The sequence below is a fragment of the Paenibacillus selenitireducens genome (assembly GCF_002021565.1).
GTDB classification, from domain to species: domain Bacteria; phylum Bacillota; class Bacilli; order Paenibacillales; family Paenibacillaceae; genus Paenibacillus_K; species Paenibacillus_K selenitireducens.
This window is the reverse complement of the sequence record NZ_MSZX01000016.1, coordinates 68,414-90,232: the sequence shown is the minus strand read 5'-3', so window position 1 is coordinate 90,232 and position 21,819 is coordinate 68,414. Positions and strand designations below refer to the sequence as shown.

At 46.5% G+C, this 21,819-nt stretch carries 17 protein-coding genes and 1 riboswitch; of the genes, 8 read left to right on the top strand and 9 right to left on the bottom strand.

Going from position 1 to position 21,819, the window contains the following annotated elements; translation table 11 throughout:
• Positions 1-119 precede the first annotated feature (119 nt).
• From BVG16_RS28420 to rpoE, 3 genes are all read right to left on the bottom strand, one after another.
• The gene (locus tag BVG16_RS28420; protein WP_078502578.1) at positions 120-497 is read right to left on the bottom strand and encodes a response regulator; all 378 of its coding nucleotides are present in this window, start codon (positions 495-497) and stop codon (positions 120-122) included.
• 134 nt (positions 498-631) lie between these two features.
• A complete protein-coding gene (locus BVG16_RS28415; RefSeq protein WP_078502577.1) occupies positions 632-2,233 on the bottom strand; it encodes a CTP synthase in 1,602 nt (533 codons plus the stop codon).
• Positions 2,234-2,674: 441 nt separating this feature from the next.
• A complete protein-coding gene (rpoE, locus tag BVG16_RS28405; RefSeq protein ID WP_078502575.1) occupies positions 2,675-3,238 on the bottom strand; it encodes a DNA-directed RNA polymerase subunit delta in 564 nt (187 codons plus the stop codon).
• Between the two features lie 530 nt (positions 3,239-3,768).
• On the opposite strand from rpoE, the gene BVG16_RS28400 reads away from it, so the two are divergent.
• The gene (locus BVG16_RS28400; RefSeq protein WP_144027522.1) at positions 3,769-4,908 is read left to right on the top strand and encodes a S8 family peptidase; all 1,140 of its coding nucleotides are present in this window, start codon (positions 3,769-3,771) and stop codon (positions 4,906-4,908) included.
• 112 nt (positions 4,909-5,020) lie between these two features.
• Here BVG16_RS28400 and argS read toward each other — a convergent pair whose 3' ends face one another.
• The 5 genes from argS to speE form a co-directional block, all read right to left on the bottom strand.
• Positions 5,021-6,706 carry an arginine--tRNA ligase gene (argS, locus tag BVG16_RS28395; protein ID WP_078502574.1) on the bottom strand — a complete coding sequence of 562 codons (1,686 nt, stop codon included), beginning with the start codon at positions 6,704-6,706 and terminating at the stop codon, positions 5,021-5,023.
• On the bottom strand, positions 6,693-7,139 hold the full coding sequence (locus BVG16_RS28390) for a DUF1934 domain-containing protein (RefSeq protein ID WP_078502573.1): 447 nt from the start codon (positions 7,137-7,139) through the stop codon (positions 6,693-6,695). Before BVG16_RS28390 ends, argS begins: the two co-directional genes overlap by 14 nt.
• A gap of 161 nt (positions 7,140-7,300) precedes the next feature.
• The gene (locus tag BVG16_RS28385) at positions 7,301-8,485 is read right to left on the bottom strand and encodes a GGDEF domain-containing protein (protein ID WP_078502572.1); all 1,185 of its coding nucleotides are present in this window, start codon (positions 8,483-8,485) and stop codon (positions 7,301-7,303) included.
• Positions 8,486-8,596: 111 nt separating this feature from the next.
• Positions 8,597-9,466 carry an agmatinase gene (gene speB, locus BVG16_RS28380; RefSeq protein WP_078502571.1) on the bottom strand — a complete coding sequence of 290 codons (870 nt, stop codon included), beginning with the start codon at positions 9,464-9,466 and terminating at the stop codon, positions 8,597-8,599.
• A gap of 14 nt (positions 9,467-9,480) precedes the next feature.
• The gene (gene speE, locus BVG16_RS28375; RefSeq protein ID WP_078502570.1) at positions 9,481-10,308 is read right to left on the bottom strand and encodes a polyamine aminopropyltransferase; all 828 of its coding nucleotides are present in this window, start codon (positions 10,306-10,308) and stop codon (positions 9,481-9,483) included.
• Between the two features lie 240 nt (positions 10,309-10,548).
• On the opposite strand from speE, the gene BVG16_RS28370 reads away from it, so the two are divergent.
• A complete protein-coding gene (locus BVG16_RS28370; RefSeq protein WP_078502569.1) occupies positions 10,549-12,639 on the top strand; it encodes a transglycosylase domain-containing protein in 2,091 nt (696 codons plus the stop codon).
• A gap of 212 nt (positions 12,640-12,851) precedes the next feature.
• Entirely contained in the window at positions 12,852-14,621 is a 1,770-nt protein-coding gene (locus BVG16_RS28365) for a B12-binding domain-containing radical SAM protein (RefSeq protein ID WP_078502568.1), read from the top strand.
• Between the two features lie 69 nt (positions 14,622-14,690).
• Here the strand turns inward: BVG16_RS28365 and BVG16_RS28360 are convergent, their stop codons facing one another.
• Entirely contained in the window at positions 14,691-15,197 is a 507-nt protein-coding gene (locus BVG16_RS28360) for a YwhD family protein (RefSeq protein WP_078502567.1), read from the bottom strand.
• A gap of 102 nt (positions 15,198-15,299) precedes the next feature.
• Here BVG16_RS28360 and BVG16_RS28355 point away from each other — a divergent pair, with 102 nt between their 5' ends.
• The 5 genes from BVG16_RS28355 (at position 15,300) to gdhA (ending at position 21,635) form a co-directional block, all read left to right on the top strand.
• Entirely contained in the window at positions 15,300-17,285 is a 1,986-nt protein-coding gene (locus tag BVG16_RS28355; protein ID WP_078502566.1) for a M1 family metallopeptidase, read from the top strand.
• Positions 17,286-17,297: 12 nt separating this feature from the next.
• A complete protein-coding gene (locus BVG16_RS28350; RefSeq protein ID WP_078502565.1) occupies positions 17,298-18,101 on the top strand; it encodes a hypothetical protein in 804 nt (267 codons plus the stop codon).
• Between the two features lie 207 nt (positions 18,102-18,308).
• Positions 18,309-18,445, top strand: a riboswitch (cyclic di-AMP (ydaO/yuaA leader).
• Between the two features lie 4 nt (positions 18,446-18,449).
• Complete coding sequence (locus tag BVG16_RS28345; protein ID WP_078502564.1) at positions 18,450-18,953, top strand: C40 family peptidase; 504 nt, start codon at positions 18,450-18,452, stop codon at positions 18,951-18,953.
• 142 nt (positions 18,954-19,095) lie between these two features.
• On the top strand, positions 19,096-20,073 hold the full coding sequence (locus BVG16_RS28340) for a diaminopimelate dehydrogenase (RefSeq protein ID WP_408635392.1): 978 nt from the start codon (positions 19,096-19,098) through the stop codon (positions 20,071-20,073).
• 185 nt (positions 20,074-20,258) lie between these two features.
• Positions 20,259-21,635 (top strand): NADP-specific glutamate dehydrogenase, encoded by a 1,377-nt coding sequence (gene gdhA / locus BVG16_RS28335; protein WP_078502562.1) that lies wholly within the window; start codon positions 20,259-20,261, stop codon positions 21,633-21,635.
• Positions 21,636-21,819: the final 184 nt, after the last annotated feature.

Below are 21,819 nucleotides of genomic sequence, written 5' to 3'. Positions count from 1 at the left end.
CAAATAGTAAACAAGCTCCTCACAAAATGAGAAAACCTATAGCGAAGCCTTTCGAAGATGAGCGACCGCGATTAGATGAATACCGCCACAAAGTAAAACAGGACCTGAATCAGGTCCTGTTAGGCGTGTATTCCATCGCGCAATTGCATGTTTACGGCGATACGGATCTCGTCAATATCAAACGGTTTGGTGAAGTGCATGAGTGCTCCAAGATCTGTCGCTTCCTTAATCATGTCCAATTCGCCATAAGCCGTCATCATGATGACTCGCAGCGCTGGATCAATTTGCTTGATATGCTTCAGAATCTCTAGACCATCCATCCCTGGTATCTTCATATCGAGCAATACCATGTCCGGTTGTTCCTTGCGTACAATCTCGAGCGCGAGCTTTCCGTTCGCTGCCTGAAAGGTCTGGTAGCCTTCGCTGCCAAATACCTCCATCAGTAATACGCGAATTCCATTCTGATCATCAACAATTAATACTTTTTTCTTCTCCAAGCGATCCCCTCCCATAAGTAAACAGGCGAATATATATGGATCAAAGGTGCTGCCTTTTGCTCACTTCGTATCCGTACTATATTCGGGAAGGAATCTCAAATTCCTCCTGATCTTGGAAAAAAACAAAAAGGTTATTAACGGCTATGTTGCAACGCAGCTTTCACGAACTCACGGAATAACGGTTGCGGACGGTTCGGACGCGAGATGAATTCCGGATGGAATTGTACCGCTAAGAACCACGGGTGATCCGGTAATTCCACGATCTCAACCAAACGGCCGTCTGGCGAAGTACCTGAAATCACAAGACCTGCGCGTTCAATCACTTCACGGTATTCGTTGTTGAATTCGTACCGGTGACGGTGTCTCTCATAGACAAGCTCATCATCGTAGCATTCCATCGCAAGCGTACCCGGTTGCAATTTACAAGGATATAGACCTAGGCGCATCGTACCGCCCATATCTTCGATATCTTTTTGTTCTGGCAACAAATCAATAACAGGGTAGTCTGTTGTTGGATTGATCTCGGAGCTGTTCGCGCCTTTTAGACCTGCCAGGTTACGAGCTACATCGATAACAGCAACTTGCATGCCTAAGCAAATACCGAAGAACGGAATTTTGCGTTCGCGCGCATAGCTGATTGCCGAAATCTTGCCTTCGATCCCGCGATCGCCAAAACCGCCTGGAACCAAGATTCCTTGTACGCCGCTTAAGTATTCATCTACATTGCTTTCCGTTAATTCTTCTGCGTTCACCCAACGTACTTTCACATCAGAATTCGAATCAAATCCAGCATGGGATAAAGACTCAACAATACTCAAATAAGCATCATGCAATGCAACATATTTACCTACGATTGCAATTTCAACCGAATGTTGAAGCTTCTTCACACGATCTACAAGCTTCACCCAATCCGTCATGTCCGGAGGTGTTGTTGTTAGCTTCAAATGGTTCACAACAATTTCATCCAAACCTTCAGCTTGCAAGTTCAAAGGTACTTCATACAATGTCTCCGCATCACGGCACTCGACAACGGCATTCGCATCAATGTCGCAGAACAATGCGATTTTGCGTTTCATGTCTTCGGTAAGCTCATACTCCGTACGGCATACGATGACATTTGGTTGAATACCGATACTGCGAAGTTCTTTAACACTGTGTTGTGTCGGTTTTGTTTTCACTTCGCCCGCGGCTTTAATATATGGAATCAACGTACAATGGATATACATCACATTCTCACGGCCGATATCGCTCTTAATTTGGCGAATGGCTTCCAAGAATGGCAAGCTCTCGATATCCCCGACTGTACCGCCGATTTCTGTAATAACAACGTCGGATCCCGCTTCTTTCCCTGCACGGAATACACGTTCTTTGATTTCATTCGTAATATGTGGAATAACTTGTACCGTTCCGCCTAGGTATTCACCGCGGCGCTCTTTCGAAATAACGGATGAATACACTTTACCCGTCGTTACATTGCTTGCTTTGGATAAGTTAATATCAATAAAACGTTCATAGTGTCCTAAATCCAAATCCGTTTCCGCACCATCATCGGTTACGAACACTTCACCGTGTTGATAAGGACTCATGGTCCCTGGGTCTACGTTAATGTAAGGGTCAAATTTTTGAATCGTTACTTTTAACCCACGGTTCTTCAACAATCTTCCAAGCGATGCTGCTGTGATCCCTTTACCTAAAGAAGATACTACTCCGCCCGTCACGAAAATATATTTTGTCACAATCCATACCCTCCTAAACATTTAAAACAACGCGATTTCTAAGCATCGCCTGCCCACGCCAAAAATGATGCATAATGCCAAGTTCGTTCCTCTTAGCGTTACCCATTTCACCAAAAAACTTGATAAAAAAAACAAAAAAGTGACTCCCGTAGCCACGGGGCACTTTTTTTATGAAAAGGTTATATATTGCTAAATAAATCTTAAGCCCAGAAAATAGTTTACTCTGTCCCAAGTCCGCTGTCAAGTGACATCCCCCGTCAATTCACAGCGGAGTCTTAGAACTTATTGCGAGTATGACTTTTGTTGCCTCAATAGAATTTTTAAGCTTCGATGAATCGAAACTTAAAAATTCTATTTGGCGATAAAAACCACCTTGCTTTCGAAGCGAGTTTTGCAAGCAAAACTTGTAGGTCGCTCATCTTCGAATGGCTGAGGGTTTTCTTATTTATTGTCATCGTCTTCTAAATCGTCAAACTCATCTTCTTCGCTGTCTTCATCCGATTCTTCTTCATCCGCCAGCTCTTCATCATCGATCAGTGACTCATCTTCAACTTCAGCTTCTTCTTCTTCATCGGTGTAGATTTCTTCACTGTCTTCATCCATGTGATCGAAATCTTCATCGTCTGAAGCATAAGTTTCTTCTTCCTCTTCTGCAAACAACTCATCATCATCCATCAAATCATCGTCTTCATCGTTGATGATGCGAGGGCGTTTGGCATTGGATACTGGATCTTCTGAACGTTCAATTGGGTACCAACGTTTCAAGCCCCACAGATTCGTACCGACGCATGCAAAACGACCGTCAATATTAATTTCTGTGTAAAGCTGAGCGATGACTTCTTTGATGTCTTCATCAGATAGACCTCTTAATTTAGCTACTTCATTCATAAGGTCCCGGTAATAAAATGGGTTATTCGCCGCTCTTAGGATTTCAAACGCGAGGTCGACCATCGGGATCTCGTGCACTTTCTCAGGATCAATTTTTAATTGAAACGGGGTGCTCATTGAAGGACACTTCCTCTCTCACAATGTTCACAGCAACATTCTTTTTCTAACATATCCATATCAAACATAAGTAAAACCTATTTAACTTAAAAATGCAAGCTTGACTAAAAAAGCTAGAAGCTAGACACGCCATGGGAAGGGAAAAGCTCAAAATTGAAGACCCTTTTGGACAGAAACGATGAAAGACAAAAAGCTTAGGCGACTAAGCTTGATTGTTTTGGCGTAAGGCAAAGAACAGAAGAAAAATACATTTTCCATATGTATGTGCAGAAGTTGAGCTAAGAACAGCTCCCTACAAGAAAATGCGAAGGGGATCACCCTTCGCGCGACTGTATCCGGCTTGAAGATTGCTCTCCAAACGCCTTGTACTCATAAAGAACCCTCTTAGGCTCTCCCTTCATACTATGTCCCCCACGCAACTTTGACACGATAGAAGGCCTAATTCTTATAAAAAAGGCATGTTACCCAGTCCCTCTTTTCGAGCCAAACATACTATACCTCAACATGGTTAGTCAGGAGGGGACTCCAGATTGGACTACTCAACCTTTTTACAACTGCTGAATGACGAAATTGCACGGGGAGACGGCTCCCACAAGAAACAAATCATACGCTTCGCCCATTCCCGCGACTACCGCAAGTGTATGTCGCACTTTATGAAGTTGAAATCGTCCCTTACCATGCTGAGCGCAGTCCAGCCGTCCCGAATTATTCATGCGATGATCTGCCCTGCCATCCCGGAGGGAAAGCTGAATAAATTCAAGAACGATATCTTCTTTGAGGAAGATACACGTATGAAGGTCCATGGGACGCTTCATAAAACCAGTGTGCAATGGGATCACGGCATTCCCTGGGGAGTCCAGCAAATTCGAGCCCCGCAAACGTGGGCAACGACCACAGGACACCGGATTAAGATCGGTGTCATCGATACCGGCGTCGATTACAGACACCCGGATCTTCGGCATTCTCTCATGCGCGGCATTAACCTGCTGAACCGCAACATGTTACCACATGATGACAACGGACATGGCACCCATATCGCAGGTACGATTGCCGCTGCCAACCAAATGAAAGGAATTATAGGTGTCGCTCCGCGTGCATTAATACACCCTGTTAAGGCTTTTGACCATAACGGATCTGCTTATGTATCCGATATTATTCTTGGCATTGATTGGTGTGTTCGTAATCGAATGAATATCATAAACATGAGCTTTGGCATGAAATCGAGCAGCAAGTCCTTATTAAATGCGGTTATGAATGCTTACAACGCAGGCATCGTTATCGTTGCCTCTTCTGGCAATGATGCGAAGCGAAAATCGATTGATTACCCTGCGCGGTACCCGCAGACGATTTCGGTTGGCGCAACCAATCGGCAGCGCCGTGTCGCAAAATTCAGCAACCGCGGGAGCTTTATTGATATCTATGCGCCTGGCGATAAAATCGTCTCCTCGTGGCTCCGCGGCAATTACAACGAGATGAGCGGTACTTCAATGGCGACATCCCATGTCAGTGGCGCGATCGCCTTGCTGCTTGCGCAGAACCCCACCTTAACGCCTGGCGAGATAAAGTCGCTGCTGCGACGATCCGCCTCGACCATCCGCGGGCGCCGTCTGCACAGCAAGGCGCCCGGCGAGGTCGATGCGCTGCGCCTGCTGCGCGAGGCGAAAGCGTAGACTAGAACAGCCCCACCGCATGCCAAAGGCTCGCGGTGGGGCTGTTCTGTGGCTGTGCGCGCACGCGGCCTACGAGGCCGTGCGCGAAGCCCGCGCCATGGATCGCATGTGGCTACATGCGATCTGGCGCGGACACGCCAACGAGGCGCAGCACGTTGGCGATGGTCGTGCGCAGCGCGCCGAGCAAGGCGAGTCGCGCTTGCGTCACTTGCGCGTCGTCAACAATGACGCGCTCTGCTCTGTAATAGCTATGGAAAAGCGAAGCAATTTCATAGACATATCGAATCAAGCGGTGCGGTGCATATCCTTGTGCCGCAACAGCAATTTCTTCAGGAAGCTCCCCGATCTTGCGCAGCAAATCGTATTCATGCTCCGTGGTCAGCTTGCTTAAATCGACTTGTGATAACGGAAGCACCTCTACGTTCTGTTCCTCCGCTTGACGGAAAATACTGCAAATACGCGCATGCGCATATTGCACATAGAACACAGGATTCTCATTGGATGTGGAAATCGCTAAATCCATATCAAAATCAAGATGCGAGTCCATCGAACGCATCGTGAAGAAATAACGAATCGCATCCACGCCCACTTCGTCCATTAGATCTTCCATCGTTACGGCTTTACCCGTACGTTTGGACATTTTCACTTTCTCACCGTTCTGGAACAAGCTAACCATCTGTGCGATGAGCACCGTTAACTTCGCCGGATCATTCCCTAACGCTTCCATCGCTGCCTTCATCCGTGGAATATACCCGTGGTGATCCGCTCCCCAAATGTTAATCATTTGGTCATAGCCACGCGCATATTTGTTACGGTGATACGCAATATCCGGCGTTAAATAGGTGTACGTGCCGTCGTTCTTCACCAATACGCGATCCTTGTCATCGCCATATGGTGTTGTACGCAGCCAAGTTGCTCCGCCATCTTCGAATACTTGGCCTCTTGCTTTAAGTTCGTCCAACGATTCGACAACAGCACCCGTTTCGTAGAGGGATGTCTCACTAAACCATTCGTCAAATTTCACGTTAAAGCGTCCTAGATCGCGCTTAATTTTGTCCAATTCTTTCTCAAGCCCATACGTACGGAAGAACTTCGTACGCTCCTCATCGGATAGGGAAAGCAAGCTGTTGCCTTTCTCGGCAACCAATTCTTTCGCGAATCCGCGAATATCTTCCCCGAAGTATCCATCTTCAGGCATCTCCGCATCGACACCTAGTTCTTGCTTATAACGCACTTCGATGGATTTGCATAGGTTCACCACTTGGTTCCCTGCATCATTAATATAATACTCACGTGTCACGTCGTAACCCGCGAAATCAAGCACGTTACATAAGGCATCACCCACCGCCGCACCACGCGCATGTCCAAGATGCAAGCTGCCTGTTGGGTTTGCACTCACGAACTCGACTTGAACCTTCTGGCCTAATCTGGCCGGCACACGTCCATAGTCCGCTCCTTTGGCCGCGACTTCCTCAATGACGTTGTACAAGTAGCTTTTGTTCAGGCGAAAGTTAATAAAGCCCGGTCCGGCAATTTCTGCACTTTCAATCGACGCTTTACTCTTGTCTAAATTTGCAATAATCGCTTCTGCGATTAGTCGCGGGTTCTTCTTCGCAATCTTCGTCAGCTGCATCGCTGCATTCGTTGCCAAGTCGCCATGCGCCTTATCCTTCGGCACCTCGATAACAAATGCAGGAAGTTCTTCTCTAGTCACCAATCCTGCAACAACTACCGCATCCCCGATCGCTTCCTTCACTGCGGTGTATAATTGATCTAATGTACCCTCATTCTGACTCATTTTCCTGTTCCTCCTGTATGGTTAAACTAATCTTGAATTGTCCTGTGCTCTCGTCATAAGCGAATAGCTCGTAGCTCCACTCGACAATGCCCTCGACTTCCTGCATATCCATGTGCATGTGGGTCGTCTCTTGCGATAATTGCGTATTCACATAAGGGGATCGATAGAACCCGGGCAACCGACGCCCTAATTGAAAAGATTGCTCGGATTGCACGGTACCATGACGAATAATCTTGATGATCTCACGTTCGATCTTCACCGTCGTTATGGTCTTGTCCTTGTCTGTCCCTTGGGGTAAGCCTTCTCCAGACTCTTCATACCGAATATAGATACTGCTCCCTTTATCGATACGTTCCCCGCTGTACTCTTGCACGGTCTGCCCTTGATCTTGATGACTCACAAGGCGCACCCGCACGGGATGTTTCTTCGACATTACGTAAGCGCTCCTGTCACATTCATTCTATTTCACTACTATACCCAGTTCGTCCTCTGAATTCAAACAGTTCCTGATAACTTCGCCAAAAAAACCGTCATAAAGGTTGCCCCCTATAACGGCTCGATTTCCGTATCCTTCAGGTGAAAAAAATAAATAGATTAATCATCCATCGTCTCATCCTTCCGGTATACCGTCACCTTATTTCTTCCTTTGGCCTTCGACATATACAGCGCCTTATCCGCTTCGTCGATCACGTTATACATATCATTCACCTTCTGCACGCTGCCACGATCACCTATCGATAACCCGAACGATACCGTCACTTGAACGGAACTGCCGCTCGGCAAAATGAAAGGGTTGTGCTCCACATCCGCACGCAATCTTTCCGCTAATCGCTCTCCTTCAGCAAGATTCGCAGAAAGAATCATACAGAATTCTTCACCGCCCATTCGCGCGACAATATCATCTTTCGGACAATAATGAGCAAGCAGACCGGCAAATTGCTTCAGAACCTCGTCACCTGCGGCATGGCCAAACGTATCGTTCACCCGCTTAAAATGATCGATATCCGCCAGCACGACAACGTACTGCTTATCCTCCTGATACCGCAACCGCTTGACCAAATGAACGATTTTTGCATGTAAAGCACGAACATTATCCAACTTGGTCAAGTAATCCTGCATGGCGTTTTCCTTAAAATAAATAAACATCTGAGCTGCTTGTATCACGTAGAATAGGAAGCAAAACACGACAAAAGATACCACCATCGTCGCAAGAAAATAAATCATTGCTTCGCGGATCGCCATGCCCCTAAAAATAAATAACCCCGACTGCAGCACGGCTGCTCCGAGCGTCATAATCACCCATTTCAACGTTCTGGAAAGATCCATACGAAGAACAATTAGGGTAAAAACAATAACAATCATATCGATGGAATTGACTTGCAAAAAGTAGATGATGCTCCCATCCACGATCCAACGCATGGCCGCTATACACACCCAGGTGACAAGACCCGAAATCCAGCCGCCGCCGCATAAGGCGATAAACACAAAATAGGTCCTTAATTCCATGGCGACAGCCTCTAAATTGTAAAAATGGCCAAACGTGTAGCCGGCTGTAAGCACGACCGTGATACTTCCTAATATCCCGCCGATTGCGCCAAATTGAAGATGTGAAATGTATCGATATTCTTTGCGAAAAAACGGGGACAACTTTCGAAAGTAAAATCCATATATAAATACATAAATCGCTAATAGCGAAATGAAGTTAAGTACGATGCTCGCTGAATTGGTTAGCATAAACCTTTTCATGGATTCGATATTCGTATATAACGCTAAAAACAAGATGAAACCTCCTCTAAGATGCAAACATTAGTATACAGCATGCTTAAGGAGGGTGTAAAAAATAAAGGTCAGGTAATCGTTGGCAACCAACGACTTCCTGACCTTGTCGAATTATTTAACGAATCCAAGCAGCATTTCGCGAATCACTTTCGCAGCAACAATCTGCGTCTGTTCTGTCGGATCATACGCAGGCGCTACTTCAACCAAGTCGCAGCCTACGACATTTACGTCAGATCCTGCAATCGCGTGCACAGCGGCAAGCAATTCCTTGGATGTAATTCCGCCTGCTTCCGCAGTTCCTGTTCCAGGCGCAGCGGATGGATCAAGCACGTCGATATCAATCGTAACGTACACAGGGCGTCCTGCAAGTTCTGGCAATACTTTCTTCAAAGGTTCCAATACTTCGAACGGATGGAAGTTAATGTTCTCCCGCGCATATTGGAATTCTTCACGCGATCCGGAACGAATACCGAATTGATAAATATTCTTTCCGCCGATCAGGCCCGCAGCTTTGCGAAGCGGCGTGGAGTGCGATAACGGCTCGCCTTCATACGATTCACGCAAGTCAGCATGTGCATCGAAATGAATAATGGCTAAATCTGGGTACTTCTTGAACACCTCTTGGAAGATAGGCCAGGATACAAGATGCTCTCCGCCAAGTCCAATCGGGAATTTATCGTCAGCTAACAACTTGCCTACGAATTCGCCGATAATGTCCAAGCTGCGTGCCGGGTTACCGAAAGGCAATAACAAATCGCCCGCATCGAAATACGTCATGTCTGTAATATCTTTATCTAAATAAGGGCTGTATTCTTCAAGACCGATCGACACCTCACGGATACGGGCCGGACCAAAACGCGATCCTGGGCGGAAGCTAACCGTGAAGTCCATCGGCATGCCGTAAATGACAGCCTTGGAATTCTCATAATCATCCGAACTGCAAATAAATACATTCCCGGAGTAAGCTTGGTCTAAACGCATGGATTCGCTTCCTCCTATTTCACCAAGTCTTCTACAAATTTAGGCAATACAAATGCCGCTTTGTGCAGACGTGGGCTGTAGTATTTTGTATTGATTTCCGGAATTTGAGTCTCGTCTACTTCGAGTGGGTCATGCTTCTTGCTGCCCATCGTAAATGTCCACAATCCGCTTGGGTACGTAGGTACATTCGCTGCAAATACACGAACGATCGGGAAAATTTCTTTGACGTCTTTATTTACTTTTTGGATCAAATCCGCTTTGAACCAAGGGTTGTCTGTCTGTGCAACGAAGATACCGTCTTCTTTTAATGCTTCAAAGATCCCTTGATAAAAACCGCGTTCGAACAATGGTGCTGCAGGTCCAACCGGCTCTGTCGAGTCCACCATAACAACATCATATTTGTCTTTTGCCTCGTGAATGTGCATGAATCCGTCACCAACGATCACTTCAACACGTGGATTGTCCAGTTCTCCGGCGATCTCCGGCAAATATTTCTTCGAGTACTCAATTACTTTACCGTCAATCTCAACCAAAACAGCTTTCTCCACTTGCGGATGTTTCAATACTTCACGAATAACGCCGCCGTCGCCGCCGCCTACAACAAGTACATGCTTCGGATTGGGGTGGGTGTACAACGCGGGATGCGCTACCATTTCATGATAGACGAACTCATCTTTAATCGTTGTCATAACCATGCCGTCCAAGACGAGCATACGTCCGAATTCTTCCGTATCAATCATCGCTAAATCTTGAAAATCTGTTTTTTCTGTTACAAACGTCTCTTTAACTTTTGCTGTAATGCCATAAGATTCCGTTTGCTTCTCCGTGTACCACAATTCCATCGTAGTTAGCCTTCTTTCTTTTGTAAGATAATCGTGTAGGGACGATTACGTATCACGCTCTTTCCCAAGTTTTTTTAACAAGTTGTATTATAATAAAACTTACCAAAAAAGCAACATAATAAAGAGGATAATCAAAAATTTAATATTTCGCGCCAGCTATGAATACGTACTTCTAACTTTTTCCATACTAAATGATATGGTGTATTTCACCCAGAATGGAACGAGAAAGGATGAAGCGGTATGGCGCGACATCAAGCAAGCAGATCTAAGTTAAGAGCGACCACTGCTGAATCGAATCAATCTGAGAAGCCCTCTAGAAAGAAGCGAATCGCTTCGGCTATAGGCTTGCTATTCCTGCTCTTTCTATGCGGTACGGGAGGCTTCCTCTTTTATTTGCACACCCAATCGCTCCCTGTATCCACGATGGGACAATCCTCCAAACTCGTCGATATGGAAGGCAGAATCATCGGGTATTTCCAGCCTCAATCCGGCATACAGCGGCAGCGCGTTACACTTTCCGACATCTCAGCGGATCTCATTCACGCAACATTAGCCGTGGAAGACCGCAACTTCTATAACCATATTGGATTCGATATTAAGGGCATGGCGCGGGCCACACTTGTGAATATCGAGCATATGGAAATGAAACAAGGTGCCAGTACATTAACGCAGCAGTTAGCCCGTAACTTGTACCTTTCACATGAACGTACTTGGGCACGTAAAGCCAAAGAAGCCATGTACACGATCCAATTAGAGATGAAGTACAGTAAGGATGAGATCCTCAATCTCTATTTGAATAATATTTATTACGGCCACGGTGCTTATGGGATCGAGCCTGCTGCACAACTCTATTATGGCAAACACGCCAAGGACTTATCCTTAGCGGAAAGCTCGATGCTCGCTGGCGTCCCGAAAGGACCCAAGTACTATTCGCCCTATCGGGATATGAAGAACGCGAAGGACCGCCAGAAGAAAGTACTTCAGGACATGGTCGAATGCGGCGATATAACGCAATCAGAGGCCAATACTGCCTACCATCAGTTACTGCAATTCAAACCGTTAGAGGCGCCTCAGGAGCATGAAGTTGCTCCCTACTTCCGTGATTATGTACGGAATGTAGTGGTCGACCAATTAGGTTTTGAGGATTCCTTGCTCGCAGAAGGCGGGATTACGGTATACACCACATTGGACTTGCACGCTCAGCAAGCAGCGGAGAAAGCCGTTGCCAGCCAAATTCCAACGAAATCCGATCTGCAGACGGCACTCATCTCCATAGACCCGCGCAATGGCTACGTCAAAGCGATGGTCGGAGGAACCAATTACAGAACCAATCAATTCAATCGCGTATTTGCCAAGACACGCCAGCCCGGCTCTGCTTTTAAACCTATTATGTATTTAACAGCCCTGGCCACCAATGAGATGACGAGTGTCTCCCATTTCAAGAGTGAACCGACGCTCTTTCATTATGATGATGGCCGGAAGACGTATCAACCCAGCAATTACGGAGGCAAATATTTTGGCGAAATTGATCTGCGCAAAGCGATTGCCGCTTCCGACAATATCTATGCCGTCAATACCATCATGAAAATTGATCCGATGAATGTTGTCGAAATGGCGCGAAAAATGGGGATCGACAGTCCTTTACAGCCGCTTCCGTCGCTCGCCCTGGGGACGTATCCCGTCAGTCCGTTCGAGATGGCTTCGGCCTATGGCGTCATTAGTAATCAAGGAGAACGGGTAGAACCTACTGCCGTCCTCCAAATTAAAGATGCGAACGGAAATACGCTGTATCATGCGCCTACCCCTCAGCGCACGCAAGTATCGGATGCTGCACATACGTACGTGCTCACGAATTTGATGGAGAGCGTGTTCGAAACCGGAGGTACCGGAAATCGCGTATCTTCATTGATGAAGCGTCCCGTGGCAGGGAAGACGGGTACAACGGATTCCGACGCTTGGCTCGTCGGCTTCACGCCTGAACTTTCAACCGCTGTATGGGTAGGCTACGACAAAGGAAAGATGATCACGCCTGTAGATGCCCATAAGGCCGCACCGATATTCGCACAATATACCGAGCAGGCACTAAGCAGTGTGCCTCCGAAGATCTTCCCCATTCCTGAAGGCGTCGTGAATGTGTATATTGACCCGGATACGGGGCAATTGGCTACAACCGCTTGTCCTGACAAGCGTCTAGAGGCCTTTGTGAAAGGAACTGAACCAACGGTGTCTTGTACGGTTCATCAAGGGGAAGAGACCAAAAATGAAACCAATGAAAATCCGACGCAGCGCCGCTCTTGGTGGGAGGACGTAAAACGGTGGTGGGGCGGTTAATTCGAAACCGTCATCCCCATGTGGACAACTCAAAATCAGCAGAGCTTATCCACATGTGTATAAGTAAATAAATCCTTCCTTAAACTCCGCTCGCGTAAGAACGCGGGCGGTTTTCTGGTGGAAGCTTCCCAGTGTGATTTCCTCTATTGCGCCTATCCATGCAATTCAGATACGGTATAGAGCACGAAACCATACGATAAAGGAAGTCTTCCATGAAAACTGTTGTTGCTGCAATTAATGCCAAATTTATTCATACGGCCCTCTCGCTCCGCTTGCTCAAAGCGGCTGCACAAGATGCCTTTCCTGTGGAAATGGCGGAATATACGGTCAAAGATCCTATTCTTCACATCGTCACAGACCTATTCGCGAGAAAACCCGATGTTGTCGGCTTCTCCTGTTACATCTGGAATATTGAAGAGACTCTGCAGACGGTATCCTTATTACGCAAGGTCATGCCGCAAGTGCATATCATTCTTGGGGGGCCCGAAGTCTCCTTTGACCCCGAACATTTCATGAGGCGGGAGCGGAGTATCGACGTCATTGTGATGGGGGAAGGTGAGACTGCATTTCGCACGCTTCTGGAACGATTCCAGCGGCATGACACGCTTCATGATATCGATGGCATAGCATGGCGTAATCGGAGCCAACCCGATGTACTGAACATCCAACCCGCTTCCGCGACGAAAGCGGAATTAACCTGTCTGCCTTCACCCTACCGGTTCGAGGAAGATTTGCCCTCGCTAAGTCAACGCATTGTGTATTTCGAAACGAGCCGTGGCTGTCCGTTCAACTGTCAGTTCTGCCTCTCCAGCACGGAGGTAGGGGTTCGTTATTTTGACATGGAGCAGGTCAAAGCAGATTTGAAGTATCTGATTGATCATGGGGCACGAACCATTAAGTTCTTGGACCGCACATTCAATATTTACCGGGAATACGCGTTGGATATCTTCCGGTTTCTCATCGATCACCATAACGGATGCGTCTTTCAGTTTGAGATTACAGCCGATATTATGCGCCCCGAGGTGCTGGAATTTTTGAACGAGCACGCACCCAAGGGGATCTTCCGCTTCGAAATCGGGGTTCAATCCACGAATGAAGAGACCAACCGAATCGTGCAGCGAAGACAGAATTGGAACAAGCTTCGGCGCACGGTCGAGCTGGTGAAGCAAGGGGGTTGTATTGATCAACACTTGGATTTGATCGCAGGGCTCCCTGGAGAGGACTACAATTCCTTCCGGAAGACATTTAATGATGTGTTCGAGTTACGACCTGAGGAGCTGCAGCTGGGATTCTTGAAGCTGCTGCGGGGGACGGGTCTACGGCGCGACGCGGAGCAGCATGGGTACGCCTATATGGAACATGCCCCCTATGAAATGTTAAGCAATGATGTACTTTCCTTCGAAGATGTCATTCGTATCAAGCAAACAGAGGATATCCTCGAAAAATATTGGAATGCACACCGTGCCGATGAGACGTTGGGAATGTGTATGTCTCTCCTATTCGAAACGCCGTGGGACTTCTTCCAAGCCTTTGGTCGATACTGGGCCGAGCAAGGCTGGTCGCGCATCGGCCATCAGCTAGCAGATCTATTCATTCGCTTAGAACAGTTCTTAACAGAAATGAATGCTCCCTATTTGCAGGTGCTGTATGGTATGAGCCGATTCGATTATATGCTGCAGCATCGACATAAGCCCCGGTCTACCTGGTGGGAGACGGTTCCCAAAGCTGAAGTCAACGATGTATTCAAACGCGTCGCCGAGAATCCGCAGAATATCGTTCCGCAGTGGGCTCCATTCCGTTGGTCAGAATCCTTCCTGCATAAGCATGGGATGATCCATGAGGTGCCATTTGACTTACAGCGGTGGCAGTCAGCCAAAGCGTTGGACGATCATATCACAACCACAATCGTTGTCCTGTTCGGGGATGCAGCAGATATGGCTGCGCGTGCAGGGTTACCGCGGTGGGCGACGATTCCCTCGTAAATAAAAAGAGACAGCCTTCTTGATCCCCATAGGGGTCTGCGGAATGCTGTCTCTCTTTATTTATATCTTTTAGGCTAAAGCTTCTTTCACGCTTGCATCTGTACGCTCCCACCACTCTGCATTATGCTGCATAAGCAGCTCACGTAGTGCCGTTTTCTCCGCATCATCTAAACCTTCTAGCATAATGCGGCGTTTCAATGCATAGTCTAGCTTGTTCACATGATCCGCAAGAATCTTCCATCCACGACGAGCTTCTGGATTCACGAGCATTTCACATGCCGTCAAGCCGCCATAGAAGGGACCTTGTTCATTGCGGTCAACCGCCACCCATACGATCCAGCATTTACGCCCGCCTTCAGGAACTTCATCCTTGTTGGTCAGGAACTTAATGCCCTTCTCTACCTTACTTTTCGCGTGCATCGCACCAATATCAATATACGCCTCCCCTTGATCGATAATCACGGGGGACACATTATTCAAATCAATGGAGCCTGCTCCAAAGCCTTTATGTTCTTTTTTACTGCTAACGACGTTAAGTGCAAGCTTCTTCTTGCCTGTTGTCTCTTCATTGCTCATTCGTCACATACCTCCAAACGATTTAATTTTATTTTAGCTAATATTATTGAAATTGCAAACATATACATGCTGTAGATGCTTGTCAACGGGAGGTAAACGTGTATGACCCCACGCTATACAAAACGTATTCTAACGATCTCACTCATCGTGTGTCTGCTCGGGTATGCCATATGGTACAACCTAAGCCAGTCCGCCAATTCTTCCACCATGTCGAAACTCCCGAGCACCCCTACAGCCGCTAGCGAGCCCACAGAACCGCAGACCATTGAGAAACCTGATTCGGTAGTACTCAGCAAACGGGTAGTCGAGTACCATATTAACGTCAAGCTTGATGAAATGAACGCCAAGAAGACGTTGCAAGGGGAACAGTCCGTGACATGGACGAACCCCGGGAAGAACATCGTGAGCGAGCTCTATTTCCATCTGTACCCCAATGCTTTTGAGTCCAAGCAGTCTACATTTATTAAAGAGTCCGGCGGTAAGCTGCGCTCCGACGTGATGACCGACGGCAGCTTCGGATCCATGCAGATCACGGAACTAAAAACGACCGAGGGAATGTCCCTCATCAAACGCATGCAATACGTACAGCCTGATGATAGCAACCCGAATGATCATACGCTCATGAAGGTTCGTCTTACACAGCCGGTCAAGCCCGGCCAGTCCGTGACATTAAATATGAAATTCAACGTGAACTTGCCGGATGTATTCGCTCGTATGGGTGTCTCAGGGAACTTCGTCATGGCGGGTCAGTGGTTCCCGAAGCTCTCCGTCTATGAACCCAGCGGTACACGCGGCCGCACAAGCGAAGGCTGGAATTTACACCAATACCATGGCAACTCCGAGTTCTATTCCGACTTTGGGATCTACAGTGTGCGCATTCAAGTTCCTGAATCGTATATGGTGGCCGCTACAGGCTTTCCGACAAAAGCCATGACGAAGCAGGAAGGCTACAAGACTTATCAATATTACGCTGAAGATGTGCATGATTTCGCCTGGTCTGCTTCTCCAGACTTCATCTACGCCGAGCAACCGTTCTCCGCACCGAACGTACCCGGCGTCAAAATTAAGTTGTACCTGGATCCGGCGCATAAAGATTTGCAAGAACGTTATTTCCACGCTGCAAAGGTTGCCCTGGCTCACTATAGTGAATGGTTTGGCAACTATCCTTATTCTACGCTATCTATTGTCGTACCGCCAAAAGGCGGCAATGGAGCAGGCGGTATGGAGTACCCAACGCTTGTCACCGCCTTTGGCGCCGAAGATGACAATCCAGGGTATGACCTAGAACGCACCGTGGTCCATGAGATCGGCCACCAATATTTCTATGGCATGGTCGCGAACAATGAGTTCGAAGAGGCTTGGCTCGATGAAGGCTTCACCTCCTATGCCGAGGATAAAGTCATGGAAGCCGAATATGGTGTCATGCCGAATCTGCTGATTGAATCCAGTTATATGACGGACCCGGCACCGCTCTCCCTCTTTTCGTGGAAATATAAGAACTCTGCGCAATATGCCGAAAATGTGTACACGCGTGGCAAGCTGGTACTCATCGCTATGGAGAAACAAGTTGGTGCGAAGACCATGGCGAAAATTCTCAAAACCTATGCAAGCAAATGGTCCTTCAAACATCCGACAACCTCTGATTTCCAGCGCGTCGTCGAGCAGGTTACGAAGAAGAATTGGACGGATTTCTTCAATCAATATGTCTATAACGGGTTCATGACGGATTATGCCGTGGAGAATATATCGACGAAAGCCGTTCAACAAGAAGGGAATAAAACCTATGAATCGGTTGTCATTCTTCGTAAAAAGGGCGGCGACTACCCTGAGGTACCGGTCGTATTCCAATTTAAAGACGGCACAACGGTCAAACGAATATGGGACGGGGCATCTACGACCATCCAGTATACATTAACCCACAAGACACCACTCGAATGGGTCATGATCGATCCGAATAACACGATGGTGCTAGAGAATAAACGCATTAATAATTATATGAAGGCTCACATTGATGAAGCCGTAAAAACACGGATAAATTTCAGCATGGCTAAATTGATCGAGAGCATGCTCAACACGCTCGGATGGTGAGGTGATTCGTTGATGCAATATATTAAGAAAAGTTGGAGTGTCGTCAAACAGCATTTCTATATCGTTATTATTCTATTCTTATATCAATTGATCTGGGGCTTCTTCCTTTATCGGTTTATCAACTCCATCGTGATTCCTATTCTAGAACGTTACCCAGACCCCACCCCCACCGAGACGAGTCTCCAAATGTTCTTGATTGAAGGGCAATTCCAGATCATGAAGACAGATCTGATCAACTATTATCTCTGGATGCTAGGCGGATTGTTCCTCATTCGAATGGTGATCTCCCCTTTCATTAATGCCGGGTTATTCTACTCCATGCATCATCAAGATGATAAGGGAATCATGTTCTTCAAAGGGATCAAATACGCTTGGAAGCCTATGTTCCTCTTCTATTGGTTAGAGACGATCATTATCTTCGCTCCTGCCTATTGGTTGCTGCCTCACTTCTATGATCTATGGAGCATATCGAATCCTGAACAACTACTGTTCACTGTTCTTCCTTACTTATGTGGCTGGCTCATCTTTTCATGGATCATTCATCAATTTTTCATCTATATGCAATTCGGTCATATTAGCAAAAAAGGAATTTTCGCAGGATTGTTACTTTCCGTACGTTATTTACCGATCATCTTGGGCATTACGCTCGTACTACTCAGCCTGTTACTTATCATTAGTCTCATATTTACGACGATTGCTTGGATTTGGACGGGGCTTTTTGCTATTATTCTTCACCAGACTTACCATCTCGTCCGCTCGACCGCAAAAGTATGGGGAATTGCTGCACAACACCAGCTGTGGCAACGGAAATCGTAATTGCGGTAACCCTAATTTAGCCCATAGAATAGACCTGAATTCGCCCGTCGAACTCAGGTCTATTCTTTTTTTTGCGGAAAATAGACGAAAAAAACTAAAAAAGGTTTGTCAAAGATAGAATTGTCTGATAAAATAAAAATCGTTAAGATTTTGTAATAACTTTGTAATCAGTTTTGTAATGATTTAATTCATTATAAGGTGCACACAAATCTTATGAAGCCGAATTCCTGGGCACCAGGAAACGGGGGAACCATCTTTGGGTGAATTGATCTCGCAAGTAAGGGATCATAGGGAACCTTCAACCGAACCCTCAGCTAACCTCGTAGGCATTGGAAGGAGTACTACTGCTTGAAAAAATTAATCAGCTCCACGATTGTCGGGCTTGCGCTCACATTAGCTGTTTCTGTTGGTAGCGCTTTCGCCTCAGATTCAAAACTCGACAAAGAAGTCAATGATGTGCTTGGCACAAGATACCAAAGTGGTGGGACATCCACGAGCGGGTTCGATTGCTCCGGTTTTACAATGTACATATTCAAGCAATTCGACATCAAATTACCGCATCAATCCGGATCTCAGTACGAAATGGGTACCAAAGTTGCTAAAGCAGATCTTCAGACGGGAGACCTTGTATTCTTTAATACAAACGGCAAAGGCATTTCACATGTCGGCGTGTATGTAGGCGAGAATAAATTTGCTCATGCATCCAGCAGTAAAGGTATTACAATCTCTAGCTTAGGCGAAAGTTACTATTCCAAACGCTATGTTGGTGCTACAAGAGTTACTAACTCCGATGTATTCGATGATTCTAAATCGAACAACGGTTCCAATGAAGACCATGACGACGTAGAATAACACATGAACTCCCGGGAACCCTATGGGTGACTGCCGGGGGTTCTTTTTGTCGATAGAGAGTTTACATTTTATGTGATATTTCTATATACTTGATATAGACATACGTATTCTAGATTTTCACATGCACAAAGGAGGACTTTTCTTGATTAAAGTAGGTATTGTTGGTTATGGAAACCTAGGTAAAGGCGTTCAAAAAGCAATCGCTCAAAACCCCGACATCGAGTTGGTCGCAATCTTTACAAGAAGACAACCGGATCAATTGGCATCCAACGTGGACGGTGTGCGGTTCGAACATATTTCCACTGCAGAACAATTCAAAGGTATTATCGATGTCATGATCCTTTGTGGCGGTTCCGCAACGGATCTTCCGGAGCAAACTCCAGTCATCGCAAGCATGTTCAATACGATCGACAGTTTCGACACCCATGCGAAAATTCCCGAGTTCTTCAATACGGTAGATGCTGCCGCAAAACAAGCTGGCACATTAAGCGTTATTTCGACAGGCTGGGATCCGGGTTTATTCTCCTTAAATCGACTTCTCGCAGAGTCTATCCTTCCCGAAGGCAAAGACTACACATTCTGGGGCAAAGGCGTAAGCCAAGGTCATTCTGATGCCATCCGTCGCGTTCCAGGCGTCAAAGCTGGCGTACAATACACGGTACCTGTGCAAGATGTTATTAACCGAATCCGTGCGGGTGAAACACCAGAATTGACAACTCGCGAGAAACACTTAAGAGAATGCTACGTTGTAGCTGAAGAAGGCGCAGATCAAGAGCAAATCCGCGAGACGATCGTGTCGATGCCGAACTACTTCGCTGACTACGATACAACGGTTACCTTCATCTCTGAAGAACAACTGCAATCCGAGCACCAAGGCATGCCGCATGGCGGGTTTGTTATCCGCAGTGGAGTAACAGGTGAAGGCACGAAGCAAATTATCGAATTCGGCCTGAACTTAGAGAGCAATCCTGAATTCACAGCAAGTGTGCTTGTAGCCTATGCAAGAGCTGCTTACCGCCTAAGCAAAGAAGGCATTTCAGGTGCGAAAACCGTGTTCGATATTCCACTTGGATATCTTTCACCGAAATCGGCTGAAGAACTTCGCCGCGAATTACTTTAAATCATAATAGGGCCTGATCATCTCCGCGATGATCAGGTTTTTTATTTATCGCTTTAAAAAGATAGAGTAAATTAATCGGAACATAAAATAATTTCTATTGGCGTAATTGCCTTACTTTGTATAGTATAAAGTGCAAATAATAAGGCATAAAATGAAAAGAATTTCGAAAAGGAGTGTTATCCAAAGTGAGCACAGTCATCGCAGAACAAAACCAAGTTGCAGCAAAAGCATACGTACAATCGGTATACGAAACAGTTATTAAACGCAACCCTTATGAAAGTGAATTTCATCAAGCCGTCAAAGAAATTCTAGACTCTCTTATTCCTGTGTTTGCTAAGCACCCTAAATACGCAGAACACGGTATTCTAGAACGCCTTGTCGAACCGGAACGCATGGTTTCCTTCCGCGTGCCTTGGGTAGACGATCAAGGTAAAGTACAAGTGAACCGCGGATTCCGCGTGCAATTCAATAGCGCGATTGGACCTTACAAAGGCGGACTTCGCTTCCACCCGTCTGTAAATGCCAGCATCATCAAGTTCCTAGGATTTGAGCAAATCCTCAAGAACTCCTTAACTGGACAACCTATTGGCGGCGGTAAAGGCGGATCGGACTTTGACCCTAAAGGCAAATCTGACAACGAAATCATGCGCTTTACACAAAGCTTCATGACGGAATTGTCTAAATACATCGGACCGGATACAGACGTTCCAGCTGGTGATATCGGCGTAGGCGCACGCGAAATTGGTTACATGTTCGGACAATACAAAAAAATTCGCGGCGGCTATGAAGCAGGCGTACTTACAGGAAAAGGCATTATCTACGGCGGCAGCTTAGCAAGAACAGAAGCAACAGGATACGGTTGCGTGTATTTCGCGAACGAAATGTTGAACTTTAAAGGCTTAAGCTTCAAAGACAGTACCGTGGTTGTATCTGGTTCTGGTAATGTATCCATCTATGCGATCGAAAAAGCTCATCAATTAGGCGCAAAAGTCGTAGCTTGCAGTGATTCGAACGGATATATCTACGACCCTAACGGCATTGATTTAGATACAGTGAAACGCTTGAAAGAGGTAGAACGCAAACGGATCAAAGAATACGTTACAGAGCATCCTGAAGCTGTATATACAGAAGGCTGCAACGGCATCTGGACGATTCCTTGCGACATCGCATTACCTTGTGCAACACAAAATGAAATCGATGAAGAATCCGCTAAAACATTGGTAGCTAATGGCGTAAAAGCGATTAGTGAAGGTGCGAATATGCCTTCGACATTAGAAGCCATTGATGTGTTCTTGAACAACAACGTCTTGTTCGGACCAGCCAAAGCAGCTAACGCAGGCGGCGTGGCCGTATCAGCCTTAGAAATGGCTCAGAATGGTATGCGTTTGTCTTGGACATTCGACGAAGTGGATGCGAAATTACACAGCATCATGCAGAACATCTATGAGAACAGTGTCAAAGCAGCTGAGGAGTACGGCTACTCCGGTAACTTGGTGGTAGGCGCGAATATCGCTGGATTTATCCGCGTTGCTGATGCGATGATCGCACAAGGCGTGGTATAAGAACTTCACAACAGGTAAGCCCTGAGATCGTCATGATCTCAGGGCTTTTTTTGAGGAGGAGCGGCTCACCATACATCTTGACATGAAAAAAGACCGGCAAGAACGATCTCGCCGGCATCCATGATTTTGTTGTTGTGAAGGAAGGAAAATGTTAGACACTGCCTCAACTCCTGTTGAGGTGAAG